The organism is Pseudomonas sp. MWU12-3103b, from assembly GCF_023100615.1.
Classification (GTDB): domain Bacteria; phylum Pseudomonadota; class Gammaproteobacteria; order Pseudomonadales; family Pseudomonadaceae; genus Aquipseudomonas; species Aquipseudomonas putida_A.
In genome coordinates this window covers 1-18,948 of sequence record NZ_JALMEY010000014.1, presented here as the reverse complement: position 1 = coordinate 18,948, position 18,948 = coordinate 1, and the positions used below count along the sequence as shown (strand labels likewise).

The following is an 18,948-nucleotide window of genomic DNA, read 5'->3' as shown; positions in this document are numbered from 1 at the left end:
CCCATGTCACTGCTAGAAATCAAGAATCTCAACGTTCGCTTCGGCGACAAAACCGCGACACCCGTTGTCGATGGCCTCGACCTGAAAGTCGACAAAGGCGAAGTCCTGGCAATCGTTGGCGAATCGGGTTCGGGTAAATCCGTGACCATGATGGCGCTGATGGGCCTGATCGAGCATCCCGGCATCGTCACCGCCGACTCGCTCAGCTTTGACGGCAAAGACATGCTCAAGCTGAGCAATCGTCAACGTCGGCAAATCGTCGGCAAAGACCTGTCGATGGTGTTCCAGGACCCGATGACCGCGCTGAATCCGAGCTACACCGTCGGTTTCCAGATCGAAGAAGTGCTGCGCCTGCACCTGAAAATGTCCGGCAAGCAAGCGCGCAAACGCGCCATCGAACTGCTGGAAAAAGTGGAGATCCCGGGCGCCGCCAGCCGTATGGACGCCTACCCGCACCAACTGTCTGGCGGTATGAGCCAGCGTGTCGCGATTGCCATGGCGATTGCCGGCGAACCGAAACTGCTGATCGCCGACGAACCGACCACGGCACTCGACGTAACCATTCAGGCACAGATCATGGATCTGCTGCTGGCGTTGCAGAAAGAACAGAACATGGGCCTGGTGCTGATCACTCACGACCTCGCGGTCGTGGCCGAAACCGCTCAGCGCGTCTGTGTGATGTACGCCGGCCAGGCTGTTGAAGTCGGTCAGGTGCCGCAACTGTTCGACATCCCGGCGCACCCGTACAGCGAAGCGCTGCTCAAGGCGATTCCGGAACACAGCCAGGGCGCCGAGCGTCTGGCGACACTGCCGGGCATCGTCCCGGGCCGTTATGACCGCCCGCAGGGCTGCCTGCTGTCGCCACGCTGCCCATACGTGCAGGACACCTGCCGCGCGCAACGTCCGACCCTTGATCCGAAAAGCCACAGCCTCGCCCGCTGCTTCTTCCCGCTGAACCAGGAGGTGGCGTAATGGCCGTCGTACTTACCGCCCGCGACCTGACCCGTCACTACGAAGTCTCCCGTGGCCTGTTCAAGGGGCACGCCACCGTGCGCGCGCTCAACGGCGTGTCGTTCGAACTGGAAGCCGGCAAAACCCTCGCTGTCGTAGGCGAATCGGGCTGCGGCAAATCCACCCTCGCCCGCGCCCTGACCCTGATTGAAGAGCCGTCGTCCGGCTCGCTGAAAATCGCCGGCCAGGAAGTGGCTGGCGCCGACAAGGCCCAGCGCAAACAACTGCGCAAAGACGTGCAGATGGTATTCCAGAGCCCGTACGCGTCGTTGAACCCACGGCAGAAAGTCGGTGACCAACTCGGCGAGCCGCTGCTGATCAACACCAACCTGTCCGCCGCTGAACGCCGCGAAAAAGTCCAGGCGATGATGAAGCAGGTCGGCTTGCGTCCCGAGCACTACCAGCGCTATCCGCACATGTTCTCCGGCGGTCAGCGCCAGCGGATCGCTCTCGCCCGGGCGATGATGCTGCAACCGAAAGTGCTGGTGGCGGATGAGCCGACCTCGGCACTGGACGTGTCGATTCAGGCCCAGGTGCTGAACCTGTTCATGGATCTGCAGCAAGAGTTCAACACGGCGTACGTGTTCATTTCGCACAACCTGGCGGTGGTGCAACATGTGGCCGATGACGTGATGGTGATGTACCTCGGTCGCCCGGTGGAAATGGGCCCGAAAGACGCTATCTACGAACGTCCGCTGCACCCGTACACCCAGGCGTTGCTGTCGGCGACCCCGACCATTCACCCGGACCCGAACAAGCCGAAAATCAAGATCGTCGGCGAATTGCCCAACCCGCTGAACCCGCCACCGGGCTGCGCGTTCCACAAGCGCTGCCCGTACGCGACCGAGCGTTGCAGCACTGAAGAGCCGTTGTTGCGTGAATTGGATAATCGCCAGGTGGCCTGCCACTACGCCGAGCAATTCCTCGACGGCGCCGCCTGATTAACGGCGGACGAAAGTGTGGGAGCGGGCTTGCTCGCGAATGCGGTGTGACAGTCACTGATAATGGTGACTGACACACCACTTTCGGGAGCAAGCCCCCTCCCACAGGGAACTTGAGTTGTCGCTAAAGCGTTAACCAAACCCCTTCTCCCCCGATTGCGCATCAGTCGGGGGAAGAAGGGGTTTTCTTTTGCCGGCGATTTACGACTGGCTGTCGCCTTCGTCATCGTCAGTGTCCGGCTCGTCAGTGGTCGAGTCGTCATCATCCTTGCTGCCGCCCTGATCCTGATCGCCTGGTTCGGATTCAGACTTGGCCAGCATGACCACACCGGCTTGTCCGTGGGCTGCGTTAAACCCCTGTGATGGTGTGACAGAACTTGCCCACGCCGCCGTAGTGCCAAGCGTCAACATCACCAAAACCTTAAGCAACAGCACAATGCGTTGAAAAATGCTCATAGCCATTTCCATCCTTTCGTGGTTGAAGCCTGGGGTGCCGATCCGGCGCTGAATGAAATCTAGTTCCGATCAGTCCGGTTCACCAGATAGGACGCTGACCAACCCCGGGAAATGCCCCGGTACGGGAGATCACTTGTGAATAACCGCTATAACCGAATCAGCTAAGCGAGGCCGTGCGTTTGCTGGTGGCCAGCACTTTGGCCTGGGTCGATGAGCGCGTCGCCAGGCAGATCAGCGGCAAGGTCAACAACGCCAGTGTCGCGCTTGCAAGCCATACACTGTGGCCGCCGAAGCGACCATACAACTGACCACTCAACACCGGCGACAGCAATGCACTGGCGCTCCAGCTCATGAAAAACAGGCCGAAATACTGGCCGCTTTTGCTGCCCTGCGCATGCCGCATGACCAGCACATTCATCGGCGGCATGAAAAAAGCTTCACCCAACGTCCAGATCACCGTCGACAAACACACGTAAAACAGCCCCGAACCAAACGGCAGCATTCCCAACCCGACCGCCAGCAACACACAACCCGCCAGCAATTGCCGACGCAAGCCCCAGCGCTCGCCCCAATGCGTCAGTGGTATCTGCAGCGCCACCACCAGCATCGCGTTAAGCCCGAACTGCCAGCCGATGGCCTCGGTGCTCAAGTGGTAGTAGTCACGCAGATAGTTGCCCAGCGTGCTGTAAACCGTGTCGAAGGCCATCCCCAGCAACACCGCCGCACCGAGCAGCCAAAGGAACGCCGTGTCGCGCAACGGTGTGCCAGTGCCAGCCTCGGTCACCTCATCGAGCTCGAGCACCTCACGGTGCCAGGTAGTGCGCACAAACCACAGCAACGCCAGCAACGTCATCGCCGCACTGACAAAAAACACCCAACGGAAATCCGTCTGCGCCAACACCCCGCCCGCCACACCTGCGGCGGCCATGCCAAGGTTTCTTGCAACACGACTCAAGGCTTGGGCGCGCGAACGCTGCGCAGGCTCGCAATACTCCATGATCAGCCGCTGATGCAGCGTTCGAATCGCCCCGTCGAGGGTGCCGCTGAGCAACAGCAAACCGGCCAGCAGCGGTACCTGCGTCACCAGCCCCAGCAGAATCAACACAAACACAGAAACAAAGAACAACCCCGCCGTCAGCCGCGCCGTACGCACATGGTCACTGAGCAAACCACCCAGCATCGAACCGACCAACAACCCGGCACCATAGGCCGACAGCAACCAGCCGACGGTTTCAATCGCCAGCCCCAGCTCCTGACGCAGATACAGCGCCATGAACAACTTGACCATGCTGCTCAGACGATTGATGAACAGCAACGCCGCAAGCACCCAGGCCATCAGACTGAAATAACCGTTGGGGCGCAGCAGATGGATGAGGTTGCGCGTCATTCCATTGACCTCTCAAAGCGACTGGCGTGACCTGGAACACTAACGTCCAGCGCGCCGGTTGTCGCGCTCAAGAACCTTGAGATCTCAAAATACGGATTCGTCCTACAGTCCCTGCAAGGAGCTTCCTTCAGTCGCTCAATTGGATTAGAAAAAATGGTCGGCTGTCAGGCCGCCATCGCCAGCAGGCTGGCTCCTACAGTGGGAATGGGTGCGGTCAGCTGGAGACTGGTCGGCTGTCAGGCAGCCTTCGCGAGCAAGCCCGCTCCCACAGGTTGAAACCGGTGTATTCAGGTAGAGATTGGTCGGCTGTCAGGCCGCCATCGCTGGCAAGCCAGCTCCCACAGAAAAAGCTAAAGCCAGGCGCATGCTTTTCACCACTCAAATGGCCGAGTGTCAGCTCGCCGAAAGCTTTTGATCTTGATCCATGGGCGACATCGGAAGGCTGAGTGGAGGGATTGATCCGGGGGTGGGAGCGCAGCGACCGTTTGGCGAAGCCAAACACAGCGAGAGGAGGTGCAGCGAAGCAAACCGTAGGCGCTGCGCCCGGATCAATCCCGCAGCGAAGGGACCCCGAGCCCCAGCGAGTGGGCCGAACGTAGGAGCAAGCCTTTTGGGTTACCTTTTCGGCGTTTGGAAAAGGTGACTCGCCGTAAGGGCGAAACCCTTAGTAGCCGTTACCAAAAAAACGGATATGTACACAAAAAAACCAAGAACCTGGTCGGCCCAAAGGCCGCCAAGACCAAAGCCCCAAAAAGCCCCCAAGGCCTACACCTCAGGGGCTCCAGACAACCCAGCTCAGCGCTTAATGATGCTCACGCGTCGCACGGAATTTCACATCCGGCCACCGCTCTTCCATCAACGCCAGGTTAACCCGCGTCGGCGCCAGGTAGGTCAGGTGCCCACCGCCATCCAGTGCGAGGTTCTCCACCGCCTTGTTGGAAAATTCCTCAAGCTTCTTCTTGTCGCTGCACTCGATCCAGCGCGCGGAGTAAACAGTGATCGGCTCATACGAGCACTCAACCTTGTATTCCTCCTTCAAACGACTGGCGACCACATCAAACTGCAGCACACCCACGGCGCCAAGAATGATGTCGTTGCTGCGCTCCGGGAAGAACACCTGGGTCGCGCCTTCTTCGGCCAACTGCTGCAGACCCTGACGCAACTGCTTGGACTTCAGCGGATCACGCAGACGCACACGACGGAACAGCTCCGGGGCGAAGTGCGGGATACCGGTGAAACCGAGGACTTCACCTTCGCTGAAGGTGTCGCCGATCTGGATCGTGCCGTGGTTATGCAGACCGATGATGTCGCCGGCGTACGCCTCTTCCAGCTGTTCACGCTCGGAGGAGAAGAACGTCAGGGCGTCGCCGATGCGCACGTCCTTGCCGGTACGCACGTGGCGCATCTTCATGCCTTTCTCGTACTTGCCGGAGCAGATACGCATGAAGGCGATACGGTCGCGGTGCTTCGGGTCCATGTTCGCCTGGATCTTGAAGATGAAGCCCGAGAACTTCTCTTCCACCGGCTCCACGGTACGTTCGTTGGCGACACGGGCCAGCGGACGCGGGGCCCAGTCAACTACAGCGTCGAGCACGTGATCGACACCGAAGTTGCCCAATGCCGTACCGAAGAACACCGGAGTCAGTTGACCGTCGAGGAACTCCTGCTGGTTGAACTCGTGGCAGGCGCCCTGCACCAGTTCCAGCTGTTCGAGGAAGCGATCGTACTCGTCGCCCAGGTGCGCGCGCGCCTCGTCGGAGTCGAGTTTCTCGATGATCTTGGTTTCGGTGCGTTCGTGACCGTGACCGGCGGTGTAGACAATGATGTAGTCGTCGGCCAGGTGGTACACGCCCTTGAAGTCGCGGTAGCAACCGATCGGCCAGGTGATCGGCGCTGCCTTGATCTTCAGAACGGCTTCGATTTCGTCGAGCAGTTCGATCGGGTCGCGGATGTCACGGTCGAGTTTGTTGATGAAGCTGACGATCGGCGTGTCACGCAGACGGCAGACGTCCATCAGGGCGATGGTCCGTGGCTCAACGCCTTTACCGCCGTCGAGCACCATCAGCGCCGAGTCGACCGCCGTCAGGGTGCGGTAGGTGTCTTCGGAGAAGTCTTCGTGGCCCGGGGTGTCGAGCAGGTTGATCATGTGTTCGCGATACGGGAACTGCATGACCGACGTGGTAATGGAAATACCCCGCTGCTTCTCCATCTCCATCCAGTCGGATGTCGCATGGCGGTCGGATTTACGGGATTTCACCGTACCGGCCACTGCAATCGCCTTGCCCATCAACAGGAGCTTTTCGGTGATCGTGGTTTTACCGGCATCGGGGTGGGAAATAATGGCGAAAGTGCGGCGTTTCGCGACTTCGGCGGCCTGGTTGGTCATGGGAAATCGCCTGGCGGTGATTCAAAAAAGGGCCGCGATTATAGCCCAACTCGATGCAATAACCGAACCGTTGAGCACATTAAGGGTGGCCAAATGCTGCCCCAGATGGGAACCTTTTAAAGCACGGAGACGTCCATCCCCTGTTACGACATTTCGTCAGGGGCTGAAAAATCAGCAAGTTAGCCTGACGAGGCTGCGCTCATGGCTCGCTTTCAGACCGCTTGTTGCCGGTGCTGAAGGAGCTGCTTCTCGCGAACGTTTATTCCCGGCAGCCAAGGCTTGGCATGCCACACGGGAGAGCGTTCGCCGACTATAAAAAAGGAGTCCGCCTGTGGCTATCCGCTATGGCAAAGGGCTGATGGGAGGTGCGGTGGTTATCGCGCTCCTGGCCCTGCTGATCCACTGGATCGGCATCAACACGATCGAACACTACCGCGACGATTTGTTGTTTTACCTGCAAGCTCATCTGATTCTCGTCCTCGCTTCAATGCTGGCCGCCCTGGTCGTGGGCATCCCCGCCGGTATCTTCCTCAGTCGCCCGACCATGGTCGGCCGCGCTGAACGCTTCATGCAGATCTTCAATATCGGCAACACCGTGCCACCGCTGGCCGTACTGGCGATTGCCCTGGGGGTTCTCGGCATCGGCAGTGGTCCGGCGATCTTCGCTTTGTTCCTCGCGTCCCTGTTGCCGATCGTGCGCAACACCTACGAAGGCCTGAAAAACGTTCAGGGTTCGCTGAAGGAAGCCGCCGTCGGCATCGGCATGACCCCGCGCCAGGTGCTGTGGAAAGTCGAATTGCCCAACGCCGTGCCGATCATCATCGGTGGCGTGCGCGTGGCACTGGCGATCAACGTCGGCACCGCGCCGCTGGCATTCCTGATCGGCGCCAACAGCCTCGGCAGCCTGATCTTCCCTGGCATCGCCCTGAACAATCAGCCGCAACTGCTGCTCGGCGCCGCGTGCACCGCGCTGCTGGCCCTGCTGCTCGATGGCGTGGTCACCCTCGCCAGCCGTCTCTGGCTGGAACGCGGTTTGCGCCCGTCTTAAGGCTTTTGCGAAGGAATACTTATGAAACGATTTAGCTTGATCTTAGGCTGCATCATGCTGTTCGCAGGATTTGCCCAGGCGGCGGAAAAACCGCTCATTCGCCTCGGCGCCCGGGTGTTCACCGAGCAGACCCTGCTCGCGGAAATCACCGCGCAATATCTGCGCAGCAAAGGCTACGACGCGCAGATCACCGGCGGTCTGGGCAGCAACCTCGCCCGCAGCGCTCACGAAAGCGGACAACTGGACATGCTCTGGGAATACACCGGCGTGTCGCTGGTGGCCTACAACCATGTCACCGAGAAACTCGACAGCGAACAGTCCTACGCCCGAGTGAAAGAACTCGACGCGAAAAAAGGCCTGGTCTGGCTGACCCCGTCGAAATTCAGCAACACCTACGCCCTCGCCCTGCCGAAAAAAGTCGCCGAGGAGTATCCGCAGATCAACACCATCAGTGACCTGAACAAGGTGCTGCGCGATGAGGCCAAGACCAATCACCTGGTGGCGCTGGACACCGAGTTCGCCAACCGCTCCGACGGTCTGGACGGCATGGTCAAGCTCTACGACATGAACCTGACCCGCAAGAACATCCGCCAGATGGACGCGGGACTGGTCTACACCGCGCTGCGCAACGGCCAGGTGTTTGCCGGTCTGGTCTACACCACCGACGGTCGCCTGAATGCGTTCGGCCTGAAACTGCTGGAAGACGACAAACACTACTTCCCCGACTACACCGCCGCGCCGGTGGTGCGTCAGGCGTATCTGGACAAGCACCCGCAACTGGCCGAGCAACTCAAGCCGCTGGCGCAACTGTTCGACGACGAAACCATGCGCCAGCTCAACGCGCGGGTCGATGTCGATCACGAAAGCCCATCGAAAGTCGCCGCGGATTTCCTGCGCCAGCATCCACTCAATTAAGGAGGAAAAGTCATGGAATTTCTCAACGCCTTTTCCCACCTCGACTGGCAGCAGGTGATGCACCTGACCTGGCAGCACATCACCCTGGTCGGCATCGCCGTGACCCTGGCGATTCTCATCGGTGTGCCGCTGGGCATTCTGATGACGCGCTTCCCGAGCCTCGCCGGTCCCTTGCAGGCCAGCGCCACGGTGCTGCTGACCGTGCCGTCGATTGCCCTGTTCGGCCTGCTGCTGCCGTTCTACTCCAAATTCGGCCAGGGCCTGGGGCCGATGCCGGCGATCACCGCAGTGTTCCTCTATTCGCTGCTACCGATCATGCGCAACACCTATCTCGCCCTGACCGGCGTCGAGCCGGGCATTCGTGAAGCTGCACGCGGCATCGGCATGACCTTCGGCCAGCGCCTGCGCATGGTCGAGCTGCCGATTGCGGTGCCGGTGATCCTCGCTGGCGTACGCACCGCGGTGGTGATGAACATCGGCGTAATGACCATCGCCGCGACCATCGGCGCCGGTGGCCTCGGTGTGCTGATCCTCGCCTCCATCAGCCGCAGCGACATGTCGATGCTGATCGTCGGCGCGCTGCTGGTCAGTCTTCTGGCGATCTTCGCCGACCTTCTCCTGCAGTGGCTGCAACGTACGCTGACTCCAAAAGGACTCCTCAAATGATCGAACTTCAAAACCTCAGCAAGACCTTCCAGAGCAACGGCAAAGATGTCAAAGCCGTGGACTCGGTGAGCCTGACCGTCAATGAAGGCGAAATCTGTGTGTTCCTCGGGCCATCGGGTTGCGGCAAAAGCACCACGCTGAAAATGATCAACCGCCTGATCAAGCCGACCTCGGGCAAGATCCTGATCAACGGCGAAGACACCACCGACCTCGACGAAGTGACCCTGCGCCGCAACATCGGCTACGTGATCCAGCAGATCGGCCTGTTCCCCAACATGACCATCGAAGAGAACATCGTCGTGGTGCCGAAACTGCTCGGCTGGGACAAACAGAAATGCCACGACCGCGCTCGCGAACTGATGAGCATGATCAAACTGGAACCCAAGCAGTATCTGCATCGCTATCCGCGTGAACTGTCCGGCGGCCAGCAGCAGCGCATCGGTGTGATCCGCGCACTGGCGGCGGATGCGCCGCTGTTGCTGATGGACGAGCCGTTCGGTGCAGTCGACCCGATCAACCGCGAGATGATCCAGAACGAGTTCTTCGAGATGCAGCGCGCGCTGAACAAGACCGTGATCATGGTCAGCCACGACATCGACGAAGCGATCAAGCTTGGTGACAAGATCGCGATCTTCCGCGCCGGCAAACTGCTGCAGATCGATCACCCGGACACCCTGCTCGCACACCCGGCGGACGACTTTGTCAGCAATTTCGTCGGCCAGGACAGCACCCTCAAACGCCTGCTGCTGGTGAAGGCCGAAGACGCCGCCGACAATGCGCCTTCGGTCAGCCCGGAAACCCCGGTGGCCGATGCGCTGGAGTTGATGGACGAGCATGATCGCCGCTACGTGGTGGTCACCTGTGCCGAGAACAAGGCGCTGGGCTATGTGCGTCGTCGCGACCTGCACCGCCAGACCGGCACCTGCGCGCAGTATCTGCGTGAGTTCAACGCCACCGCGGCGTACGACGAACACCTGCGCATCCTGCTGTCGCGCATGTACGAGTTCAACCGTTCGTGGCTGCCGGTGATGGATGCCGAGCGGGTGTTCCTCGGTGAGGTGACGCAGGAGTCGATCGCAGCCTATCTGAGCTCGGGGCGTTCGCGCGGGATGAAGACCAATATCGTCTCGCCGGCTGAGGCTGTAATCGCGTAAAAACTCCAAACCTGTGGGAGCGGGCTTGCTCGCGAATGCGTAGTGGCCGTCGGCGGTGATGTCGGCTGTGAAAATGTCTTCGCGAGCAAGCCCGCTCCCACAGGATTCGCGCAATTTCCTGATGATTCGCAGGGCGGAAAAGAATCTCAACAGCTGCGTTCACAGAACCTCTGCAAACTCCCGCTCCCAAACGGCCAAAATCCCCCTCACATCCACCTCTCGCCGCCAACGTCGCCGATGTTGCGCCGATCACACTTCCCGGCTAATTAGCCGACAAAAGCCGCGAACGTGCAGGTATTTTTAACACATGAAAATCCTCGGGGAACATCTGTCCGTCATCTCGGTCGGCTACAAAGAGTGATATCCGCGACGTACGTCAGAAGCGTGCAAAAACGCGACATTTTTAGTTGATCTCAGGCCCCTCACGCCCTAAAGTTCGCGCCGAACGTCCATGCTGGAAACGATCCATCCGGCTCAAGTACTGACGACGAGACAGCAAGGCCAAGGGCAGATACGCCCGTGGCCTTTTTGCTTTCGGCGACATGCCTTGGGAAGTAGGCGAACCAAAGTGGGGATACGGAGGACGTTCATTTACACCCATGTTTTTACCCGTTTGCCCATAGGAGCACTCCAGCATGTCGATCCAGGTCGAAGACTATTTCGCGCGCGAAACCTTTCAGAAAATGAAGGCGTTCGCCGACAAACAGGAAACCCCGTTCGTGGTGATCGACACCGCGATGATCAGCCAGGCCTACGATGACCTGCGCGCCGGTTTCGAATTCGCCAAGGTCTACTACGCGGTCAAGGCCAACCCGGCTGTCGAGATCATCGACCTGCTCAAAGAGAAAGGCTCGAGCTTCGACATCGCCTCCATCTATGAGCTGGACAAAGTGCTGAGCCGTGGCGTCAGCCCGGACCAGATCAGCTACGGCAACACCATCAAAAAGTCCAAGGACATCCGCTACTTCTACGAGAAGGGTGTGCGCCTGTTCGCCACCGACTCCGAAGCCGACCTGCGCAACATTGCCAAGGCTGCGCCGGGTGCGAAAGTCTATGTGCGCATCCTCACCGAAGGCTCGACCACCGCTGACTGGCCACTGTCGCGCAAGTTCGGCTGCCAGACCGACATGGCCATGGACCTGCTGATCCTCGCCCGCGACCTGGGCCTGGTGCCGTACGGCATCTCGTTCCACGTCGGTTCGCAACAGCGCGACATCAGTGTCTGGGACGCGGCGATCGCCAAGGTCAAAGTGATCTTCGAGCGCCTGAAAGAAGAAGACGGCATCCACTTGAAGCTGATCAACATGGGTGGCGGCTTCCCGGCCAACTACATCACCCGCACCAACAGCCTGGAAACCTACGCCGAAGAAATCATCCGCTTCCTGAAGGAAGACTTCGGCGATGACCTGCCGGAAATCATTCTGGAGCCGGGCCGTTCGTTGATTGCCAACGCCGGCATTCTCGTCAGCGAGGTGGTACTGGTTGCACGTAAATCCCGCACCGCCGTTGAGCGTTGGGTGTATACCGATGTGGGCAAGTTCTCCGGCCTGATCGAAACCATGGACGAGGCGATCAAGTTCCCGATCTGGACCGAGAAGAAAGGCGAGATGGAAGAAGTGGTCATCGCCGGCCCGACCTGCGACAGCGCCGACATCATGTACGAGAACTACAAGTACGGTCTGCCGCTGAACCTGGCCATCGGTGATCGTCTGTACTGGCTGTCGACCGGTGCTTACACCACCAGCTACAGCGCCGTCGAATTCAATGGCTTCCCGCCGCTGAAATCGTTTTACGTGTAAGCGCTGAAGCCATAATGCAAAAGGCCCATGACGTGTCATGGGCCTTTTTGTATGTCGATGCAATCCATTGTGGGAGCGGGCTTGCTCGCGAATGCGGTGGGCCAGTGCGGATGATGATGACTGACACGACGCCTTCGCGAGCAAGCCCGCTCCGACAGGGGTTATGCAGTGCGGCTTAACTCATCGGCGCGAAGCTGATATCTGGATGCCATCCCCCGGATTCCGGGATCTGTCGCACTTAACAGTGCCTGACTCGCCACCCGCAGAAAATTCAGATTGCCGCCGGCCAAGGCTTTCTCAAGCCAATCGACCGCCTCATCAATCCGCCCCTCGTCCGCCAAAACTGCAGCAAAACTGAACTGCCCACGAAAATCCCCAGCCTCAGCCGAACGTCGATACCAATCGCGCGCTGCCACAGGATCCGCCGGGCACGCCTGCCCTTCTTCCAGATAGCGCCCCAGCAGATTCATCGATTTCGCATGGCCCAATTCAGCCGCGCGCCGATACAGCGCCAACGCCTGTTGCTGATCCACCGCCCCGCCCCGCCCGGTCGCGAGCAGATTGGCGAGGTTGTACATCGCCCAATCCAGTCCGGCTTGCGCCGCGATCCGATAGTGCTGTGCGGCAATCGCCGCATCTGCCGAACATCCCCAGCCATGCTCATGACAACGCCCGAGCATGTTGCGCGCCATCAAATGCCCGCGCCCGGCCGCGATGCCGAACCAGCGCAGCGCCAGCGGCTGATCCTGCGCGATGCCCTGTCCATCCAGAAGAATCTGTCCAAGCAACGCCTGCGCTTCAACTTCGCCCTCACCCGCCGCGAGCAAAATCGCTTGCGCGGCACGGGCCGGACTTTCGCCGAGCATGGCGCTAAGTTGTTCGCCGCTGAGGATTTCCTCGCGACGCAGCAGGAAACTCATACCTCGACCCAGCGCCGCAGTAGATTGTGATAGGTCCCGGTGAGGCGAATCAGTGACGGATGATCGGGCATATCCTGGGTGAGTTGCTGAATCGCGCCGTCCATCTCGAACAACAAGGCGCGCTGGCTGTCTTCGCGCACCAGGCTTTGCGTCCAGAAGAACGACGCATAACGCGCGCCGCGGGTGACGGCATTGACCTTGTGCAGGCTGCTGCCGGGGTACAGCACCATGTCGCCGGCGGGCAGTTTCACCCGTTGCGTGCCGAAAGTGTCCTGGATCTCCAGCTCGCCGCCGTCGTAATCCTCGGGTTCGCTGAAAAACAGTGTGGCCGACAGATCGGTGCGCACCCGCTCGATGCTGCCTTTGGGCTGACGCACGGCGTTGTCGATGTGAAAGTCGAAACTACCGCCCGCCGTGTAGCAGTTGAGTAACGGCGGGAATACTTTGTGCGGCAGCGCGGCCGACATGAACAGCGGATTTTTCCACAAGCGTTCGAGCATCGCTGCACCGATTTCCTTGGCCAGCGGATGGCCTTCCGGCAGTTGCAGATTGTGCTTGGCCTTGGCCGACTGATAGCCGGCGGTGATCTTGCCATCAGCCCAATCCGCTTGCTCCAGCGCCTCGCGAATGCGCTGCACTTCGTCTTTCGCGAACAAGCCGGGAATGTGCAGCAGCATGGCAAACGTACCTGATGGTAAAGGGGTGCCAATGGTATTGATTCTTATTGGCCGTGTAAAACCCGCACGACGGATGAATCGGCAAAAACCGTAAGGTTAAATTGTAAAGAATGTAAATTCGTCGCGAATAACAATGTTTCGCAATTGATACGAATACCTGTTTACCCTATATTCCGCGACCTCAAATCCTTGGGGAGGGGAATAAAAATGTCACGTCAACAGGTTCAATTGCCGGTCAGTTCACCACGTTTGCTTGCTTCGGCCATTGGTGTTGCCATCACCGCCGGCTCCGCTGGCCAGATGGTCTTCGCCGCGGAAAAGACCGATAGCAAAGCCTCTGGCAATGCCATCGCCCTGGACGCCACCGCCATCACCGGCGAAGCGCAGGACTCGACGTCCTACCAGGTCGAAAAAGCCTCCTCGCCCAAGTACACCGCGCCGCTGGTCGACACGCCGCGCTCGGTCACCGTCATCCCGCAACAAGTGCTCAAAGACACCGGCGCCCTGAACATGCAGGACGCGCTGCGCACCGTGCCGGGCATCACCTTCGGTGCCGGTGAAGGTGGCAACCCGCAGGGCGATCGCCCGTTCATTCGTGGTTTCGACGCCCAGGGCGACACCTACCTCGACGGCGTGCGCGACACCGGTTCGCAGAGTCGCGAAATCTTTGCCGTGGAAAACATCGAAGTCAGCAAGGGCCCGAACTCCGCCATCGGCGGTCGCGGCGCAGCCGGCGGCAGCATCAACCTGGTGAGCAAGAAAGCGCACCTGGGCAATTCGTTTGATGGTGGTTTCACCTGGGGTTCCGACCAGACCCAGCGTTACACCCTGGACGGCAACTACCAGTTCAGCGACACCGCTGCCGGCCGCCTGAACCTGATGAGCCACGAGAGCAATGTCGCCGGTCGCGACAAGGTCGACTACGATCGCTGGGGTATCGCGCCGTCCCTGGCGTTTGGCCTGGGTACCGACACCCGCGTCAACCTCGACTACTACCATCTGGAAAGCAACGACACCCCGGACTCGGGCATTCCTTACACCATCCCGGCCGGTGGTTCGGCTGCACGCACCAAGTCCAACCCGGACAAGCCGTACGCCGGTGGTGATCACAGCAACTTCTACGGTCTGGATCGCGACTTCCGCAAGGGCCGCACCGACACCGCGACCTTCGCCATCGAGCATGACCTGAGCGACTCGCTGACCATCAAGAACACCCTGCGCCACGGCACCAGCATGCAGGATTACATCCTGACTCAGCCGGACGACAGCAAGGGCAACGTCAACAATGGCAGCGTCTGGCGCCGTGCCAACACGCGGGTCAGCAACACCGAGACCACCACCAACCAGACTGATCTGTTCGGCAATTTCTACGTCGCCGGTTTCAAGAACAGCTTCTCCACCGGTGTCGAATACACCCGCGAGGAAGGCCAGAAGTCCTCGTACAACGTCAACACTGACACCACGCCGCGCACCAGCGCCGCGACCACCAATTGCACCCCGTCGATGATTGGCGCATCGAGCGGCTACAACTGCACCTCGCTGTCGAACCCGAACCCGAACGATCCGTGGAACGGCGCGATCTCGCGCAACTACGCCGGCACCGACACCAAGGCCAACACTTACGCGCTGTATGCGTTCGACACCCTGGAGTTGTCCGAGCAGTGGCTGGTGAACATGGGCCTGCGTTACGACCACTTCGACACCGACTACAAGACCTACAACAACGCCGGCACCACCACCTCCAAAGGTGATGACACCAGCGAATTCGTCACCGGTCAGTTCGGCGTGGTCTACAAACCGGCGCCAAACGGCAGCATCTACGCCTCCTACGCGACTTCCGCGACACCACCGGGCAACACCCTCGGTGAAGGCCAGGAAGGTAACCCGCTGGGCGGCACCCCGGATCGCAACGGCAACCTGCTCAAGAGCGACATGGAGCCGGAAACCACCAAGAACTACGAAATCGGCACCAAGTGGGATCTGCTGAACGATCGTCTGTCGCTGACCGCTGACGTGTTCCGCACCGAGAAAGAAAACGCTCGCGTACAAGTCGACACCACCTCCTACGAGAACGCCGGCAAGACCCGCGTGCAAGGTATCGAGCTGTCGGCCAGCGGCAAGATCACTGACAAGTGGCAAGTGTTCGCCGGCTACGCCTACATGGACAGCGAACAGGTGGACGGCGGTGACCTGCCGGCCAACAAAATCAACAACGGTAACGAGTTGCCCAACACGCCGAAAAACAGCGCCAGCCTGTGGACCACTTATCAGGTCACACCGAAGCTGACCCTCGGTGGCGGCGCGTTCTACGTCGACGACGTCTACGGCAGCGTGGCCAACACCACGATGGTCGATTCCTATGTACGTTACGACGCGATGGCCGCCTACAAGCTGAGCAAGAACGTCGACCTGCAACTCAACGTGCAGAACCTGACCAATGAAACCTACTACGACAAAGCCTTCTCGACCCACTTCGCCAACCAGGCGGCGGGCCGTACGGCGCTGTTGAGCACCAACTTCCACTTCTGATTGATGCGGTAAATGTGGGAGCGGGCTTGCTCGCGAAGGCGATGTGTCAGTGAAATAGATATCGACTGACACGACGCATTCGGGAGCAAGCCCCCTCCCACAGTTAATGCAATCAGCAGATCCGGCCCCGTTCATTAGATTGAACGGGGCCTTTGTGCGTAATCAAAGAAGCTCTCGACAACCCACGGCATAATGCGCGCCGTGATGACAATTTTCGAACGGACAAGGCGAGCGACGTGTTGAAGAAAACCCTGTTCCAGTTGCACTGGTTTTTCGGCATCACTGCCGGGCTGGTGCTGGCCCTGATGGGCATTACCGGTGCCGCCTATTCGTTCCAGGACGAAATCCTGCGGGCGCTGAACCCGTCGGTGTTGCAGGTGGAAAAACAGGTCGCTGGCGTCCTGCCTCCAGTCGAGCTGGTGGAACACATCGAAGCGAACTCCGGCAAGAAAGTCGGGATGCTCTGGGTCGAAACCGACAGTGGCAACGCCGCGCGCGTCTACTTCACCCCGCCCAAAGGCGAACGCCGTGGCGAGATGCGCTACTTCGACCCATACACCGGCGAGTTCATGGGCGACGCCGTGGGCCAGGACTTCTTCGGCCTGATGCTGCAACTGCACCGCTTTCTCGCCATGGGCGATACCGGGCGCAACATCACCGGCGCCTGCACCCTGATCCTGCTGTTCTTCTGCCTCTCCGGGCTGTACCTGCGCTGGCCGCGCCAGTGGAACAGCTGGCGCGTGTGGCTGACCCTCGACTGGAAGAAAAAGGGCCGCAGCTTCAACTGGGATCTGCACTCGGTGGCCGGCACCTGGTGCCTGCTGGTGTATCTGCTGCTGGCGTTGACCGGGTTGTCCTGGTCGTACGAGTGGTACAACAAGGGCCTGACCAAACTGCTTTCCGATGCGCCGCAAAACGAGCGCGTGCGCGGCGGTCGCGGGCCGGCGCCGGAAGGTCCGGCACCGACTGCCGACTACGCAGCGATGTGGAGCAGCATCTACAGCGCTGCCGGCCCGGGCCTGTCGGCCTACAACATCCGCATGCCGCCAGTGGCCGGGCAACCGGCGACCGTGTTCTATCTGCTCGACAGCTCGCCGCATGATCGCGCGCTGAACCAGATCACCCTCGACCCGGCCACCGGCGTGGTCAAACGCGTCGATCGCTACGCCGACAAGAGCTTCAAGGCGCAGCTGTTGACCAGCATTTACGCGCTGCACGTCGGCAGCTATTTCGGCCTCGTCGGACGGATCCTCGTCACCCTCGCCGCCGTGTGCATGCCGTTGTTTTTCATCACTGGCTGGCTGCTGTATCTGGATCGCCGACGCAAGAAAAAGCAGATTCAGGACACGCGCAAAGGTCTTCAGGCACCGAACGCTGATGCACCGGCATGGCTGGTGGGTTTCGCCAGCCAGAGCGGTTTTGCCGAGCAACTGGCGTGGCAGACCGCCGGGCAATTGCAAGCCGCCGGGTTGCCGGTGAAGGTGCAGCCGCTGGCGAACGTCAGCGCGCAGGATCTGCGTGAGTCGAATAACGCGCTGTTCGTGGTCAGCACCTTCGGCGACGGCGAAGCACCGGACAGCGCGCGCGGTTTCGAGCGCAAAGTGCTGAGCAACGCTGCAAGCTTCGACGGCCTGAACTATGCGGTGCTGGGCCTCGGCGACCGCCAGTACCAGAATTTCTGCGGTTTCGCCCGACGCCTGCATCAGTGGCTGGGCGAGCACGGCGGCAAGACCCTGTTCGCCCCGGTCGAAGTCGACAGCGGCGACCCCTACGCCCTGCGTCATTGGCAAACCCAGCTCGGACAGCTGACCGGACAAGCGCCGGTCGACACCTGGCAAGCGCCGAGCTACGACAACTGGACGCTGGTCAGCCGCGAACTGATGAACCCCGACAGCAGCGGCGCGCCGGTGTACCTGCTGGGCCTGAAGGCGCCGAGCACCAGCAGTTGGCTGGCCGGCGATCTGGTGGAAGTGTTGCCGCGTAACTGTGCGTGGGCAATCGAACACTTCCTCGACGGCCTCGGCATTCGTGGCGAAACCACGGTGAAGATCAACGGCCTCGAAGAGCCATTGGAAATCGCCCTCGCCAGCCGCCAGTTGCCCGAGCATCGCGCGCATCTGGTCGGCCTGCATGCACAAGCGCTGGTGGATGCGATGGTGCCGCTGGCCATGCGCGAATACTCGATCGCCTCGATTGCCGCCGACGGCGTGCTGGAACTGATCGTGCGTCAGGAACAACACAGCGACGGCAGCCTCGGCATCGGCTCCGGCTGGCTGACCGAGCATGCGCCCGTGGGCGGCAGCATCAGCCTGCGCGTGCGGCGCAACAGTGGCTTCCACTTGCCAAACGAACCGGTGCCGATGATTCTGCTGGGCAACGGCACCGGCCTCGCCGGATTGCGCAGCCTGCTCAAGGCACGCATCGCCGACGGTCAGCAACGTCAATGGCTGCTGTTCGGCGAACGCAATCGCGAGCACGATTTCCTCTGCCGGGCGGAGTTGGAAGAGTGGTTGATCAATGGTGATCTGGCGCGGCTGGACCTGGCGTTTTCGCGGGATCAGGCGCAAAAGATTTACGTGCAGGATCGCCTGCGCGAATTCGCTGACGAACTGAAGAAATGGCTGGCTGACGGTGCGGTGATCTACATCTGCGGCAGCCTGCAGGGCATGGCCGCCGGCGTCGATCAGGCACTCGACGACATCCTCGGTACCACCGAAGTCGAACGTCTGATCGAACAGGGCCGCTATCGCCGCGACGTGTACTGACTCAGCCAAAGAGCCCCTCACCCTAACCCTCTCCCGGAGGGAGAGGGGACTGATTGGGGGATGCCGGATAAATACGCCGACCTGAAGGTGATGTACCGAATCCATAATCGACTCGGTCTTTCAGGTCGATGTACAACTCGATACCACTCCGTAGGCTCCCTCTCCCCGAAAAAGAGGGGCGCTGATTGGGGATGCCGAATTACGCCGCTATGAAGGTGATTCACCGAATCCGTAATCGACTCGGTCTTTCAGGTCGATGTACAACTCGATACAACTCCGTAGGCTCCCTCTCCC

At 60.3% G+C, this 18,948-nt stretch carries 14 protein-coding genes; 9 read left to right on the top strand and 5 right to left on the bottom strand.

Going from position 1 to position 18,948, the window contains the following annotated elements; translation table 11 throughout:
• Nucleotides 1-3 precede the first annotated feature (3 nt).
• Entirely contained in the window at nucleotides 4-972 is a 969-nt protein-coding gene (locus tag M0808_RS20685; RefSeq protein WP_139055904.1) for an ABC transporter ATP-binding protein, read from the top strand.
• Complete coding sequence (locus tag M0808_RS20680) at nucleotides 972-1,952, top strand: peptide ABC transporter ATP-binding protein (protein WP_027610810.1); 981 nt, start codon at nucleotides 972-974, stop codon at nucleotides 1,950-1,952. Before M0808_RS20685 ends, M0808_RS20680 begins: the two co-directional genes overlap by 1 nt.
• A gap of 201 nt (nucleotides 1,953-2,153) precedes the next feature.
• On the opposite strand, the gene M0808_RS20675 is transcribed toward M0808_RS20680, so the two are convergent.
• From M0808_RS20675 to M0808_RS20665, 3 genes are all read right to left on the bottom strand, one after another.
• Nucleotides 2,154-2,408: a hypothetical protein gene (locus tag M0808_RS20675; protein WP_247842303.1), complete on the bottom strand. Its 255-nt coding sequence runs from the start codon at nucleotides 2,406-2,408 to the stop codon at nucleotides 2,154-2,156.
• A gap of 157 nt (nucleotides 2,409-2,565) precedes the next feature.
• Nucleotides 2,566-3,795: an MFS transporter gene (locus tag M0808_RS20670; RefSeq protein ID WP_247842302.1), complete on the bottom strand. Its 1,230-nt coding sequence runs from the start codon at nucleotides 3,793-3,795 to the stop codon at nucleotides 2,566-2,568.
• 802 nt (nucleotides 3,796-4,597) lie between these two features.
• Nucleotides 4,598-6,181 carry a peptide chain release factor 3 gene (locus M0808_RS20665; RefSeq protein ID WP_027610807.1) on the bottom strand — a complete coding sequence of 528 codons (1,584 nt, stop codon included), beginning with the start codon at nucleotides 6,179-6,181 and terminating at the stop codon, nucleotides 4,598-4,600.
• Between the two features lie 358 nt (nucleotides 6,182-6,539).
• Here M0808_RS20665 and M0808_RS20660 point away from each other — a divergent pair, with 358 nt between their 5' ends.
• From M0808_RS20660 to M0808_RS20640, 5 genes are all read left to right on the top strand, one after another.
• Entirely contained in the window at nucleotides 6,540-7,229 is a 690-nt protein-coding gene (locus M0808_RS20660) for an ABC transporter permease (protein WP_171061924.1), read from the top strand.
• Nucleotides 7,230-7,250: 21 nt separating this feature from the next.
• On the top strand, nucleotides 7,251-8,144 hold the full coding sequence (locus tag M0808_RS20655) for a glycine betaine ABC transporter substrate-binding protein (RefSeq protein ID WP_027610805.1): 894 nt from the start codon (nucleotides 7,251-7,253) through the stop codon (nucleotides 8,142-8,144).
• Between the two features lie 12 nt (nucleotides 8,145-8,156).
• Nucleotides 8,157-8,810 (top strand): ABC transporter permease, encoded by a 654-nt coding sequence (locus M0808_RS20650; protein WP_007965673.1) that lies wholly within the window; start codon nucleotides 8,157-8,159, stop codon nucleotides 8,808-8,810.
• Nucleotides 8,807-9,964, top strand: coding sequence for an ABC transporter ATP-binding protein (locus M0808_RS20645; protein ID WP_027610804.1), 1,158 nt, complete (start codon nucleotides 8,807-8,809; stop codon nucleotides 9,962-9,964). The genes M0808_RS20650 and M0808_RS20645 overlap by 4 nt, the downstream gene beginning before the upstream one ends.
• 635 nt (nucleotides 9,965-10,599) lie before the next feature.
• A complete protein-coding gene (locus tag M0808_RS20640) occupies nucleotides 10,600-11,763 on the top strand; it encodes a type III PLP-dependent enzyme (RefSeq protein ID WP_027610803.1) in 1,164 nt (387 codons plus the stop codon).
• A gap of 161 nt (nucleotides 11,764-11,924) precedes the next feature.
• Here the strand turns inward: M0808_RS20640 and M0808_RS20635 are convergent, their stop codons facing one another.
• Both M0808_RS20635 and M0808_RS20630 read right to left on the bottom strand, forming a co-directional pair.
• Nucleotides 11,925-12,683 (bottom strand): tetratricopeptide repeat protein, encoded by a 759-nt coding sequence (locus M0808_RS20635; protein WP_247842301.1) that lies wholly within the window; start codon nucleotides 12,681-12,683, stop codon nucleotides 11,925-11,927.
• Nucleotides 12,680-13,360: a Fe2+-dependent dioxygenase gene (locus tag M0808_RS20630; RefSeq protein ID WP_247842300.1), complete on the bottom strand. Its 681-nt coding sequence runs from the start codon at nucleotides 13,358-13,360 to the stop codon at nucleotides 12,680-12,682. The genes M0808_RS20635 and M0808_RS20630 overlap by 4 nt, the downstream gene beginning before the upstream one ends.
• Nucleotides 13,361-13,567: 207 nt before the next feature.
• On the opposite strand from M0808_RS20630, the gene M0808_RS20625 reads away from it, so the two are divergent.
• The gene (locus tag M0808_RS20625; RefSeq protein ID WP_247842299.1) at nucleotides 13,568-15,889 is read left to right on the top strand and encodes a TonB-dependent siderophore receptor; all 2,322 of its coding nucleotides are present in this window, start codon (nucleotides 13,568-13,570) and stop codon (nucleotides 15,887-15,889) included.
• Nucleotides 15,890-16,125: 236 nt separating this feature from the next.
• A complete protein-coding gene (locus tag M0808_RS20620; protein ID WP_247842298.1) occupies nucleotides 16,126-18,654 on the top strand; it encodes a sulfite reductase flavoprotein subunit alpha in 2,529 nt (842 codons plus the stop codon).
• Nucleotides 18,655-18,948 lie beyond the last annotated feature (294 nt).

Bases quoted from the DNA above. Each gene is read 5' to 3' on its own strand.
- M0808_RS20665 (WP_027610807.1), bottom strand. From the start codon at position 6,181: ATGACCAACCAGGCCGCCGAAGTCGCGAAACGCCGCACTTTCGCCATT.
- M0808_RS20675 (WP_247842303.1), bottom strand. From the start codon at position 2,408: ATGAGCATTTTTCAACGCATTGTGCTGTTGCTTAAGGTTTTGGTGATG.
- M0808_RS20655 (WP_027610805.1), top strand. From the start codon at position 7,251: ATGAAACGATTTAGCTTGATCTTAGGCTGCATCATGCTGTTCGCAGGA.
- M0808_RS20635 (WP_247842301.1), bottom strand. From the start codon at position 12,683: ATGAGTTTCCTGCTGCGTCGCGAGGAAATCCTCAGCGGCGAACAACTT.
- M0808_RS20660 (WP_171061924.1), top strand. From the start codon at position 6,540: ATGGGAGGTGCGGTGGTTATCGCGCTCCTGGCCCTGCTGATCCACTGG.
- M0808_RS20680 (WP_027610810.1), top strand. From the start codon at position 972: ATGGCCGTCGTACTTACCGCCCGCGACCTGACCCGTCACTACGAAGTC.
- M0808_RS20640 (WP_027610803.1), top strand. From the start codon at position 10,600: ATGTCGATCCAGGTCGAAGACTATTTCGCGCGCGAAACCTTTCAGAAA.
- M0808_RS20645 (WP_027610804.1), top strand. From the start codon at position 8,807: ATGATCGAACTTCAAAACCTCAGCAAGACCTTCCAGAGCAACGGCAAA.
- M0808_RS20685 (WP_139055904.1), top strand. From the start codon at position 4: ATGTCACTGCTAGAAATCAAGAATCTCAACGTTCGCTTCGGCGACAAA.
- M0808_RS20650 (WP_007965673.1), top strand. From the start codon at position 8,157: ATGGAATTTCTCAACGCCTTTTCCCACCTCGACTGGCAGCAGGTGATG.
- M0808_RS20630 (WP_247842300.1), bottom strand. From the start codon at position 13,360: ATGCTGCTGCACATTCCCGGCTTGTTCGCGAAAGACGAAGTGCAGCGC.
- M0808_RS20670 (WP_247842302.1), bottom strand. From the start codon at position 3,795: ATGACGCGCAACCTCATCCATCTGCTGCGCCCCAACGGTTATTTCAGT.
- M0808_RS20625 (WP_247842299.1), top strand. From the start codon at position 13,568: ATGTCACGTCAACAGGTTCAATTGCCGGTCAGTTCACCACGTTTGCTT.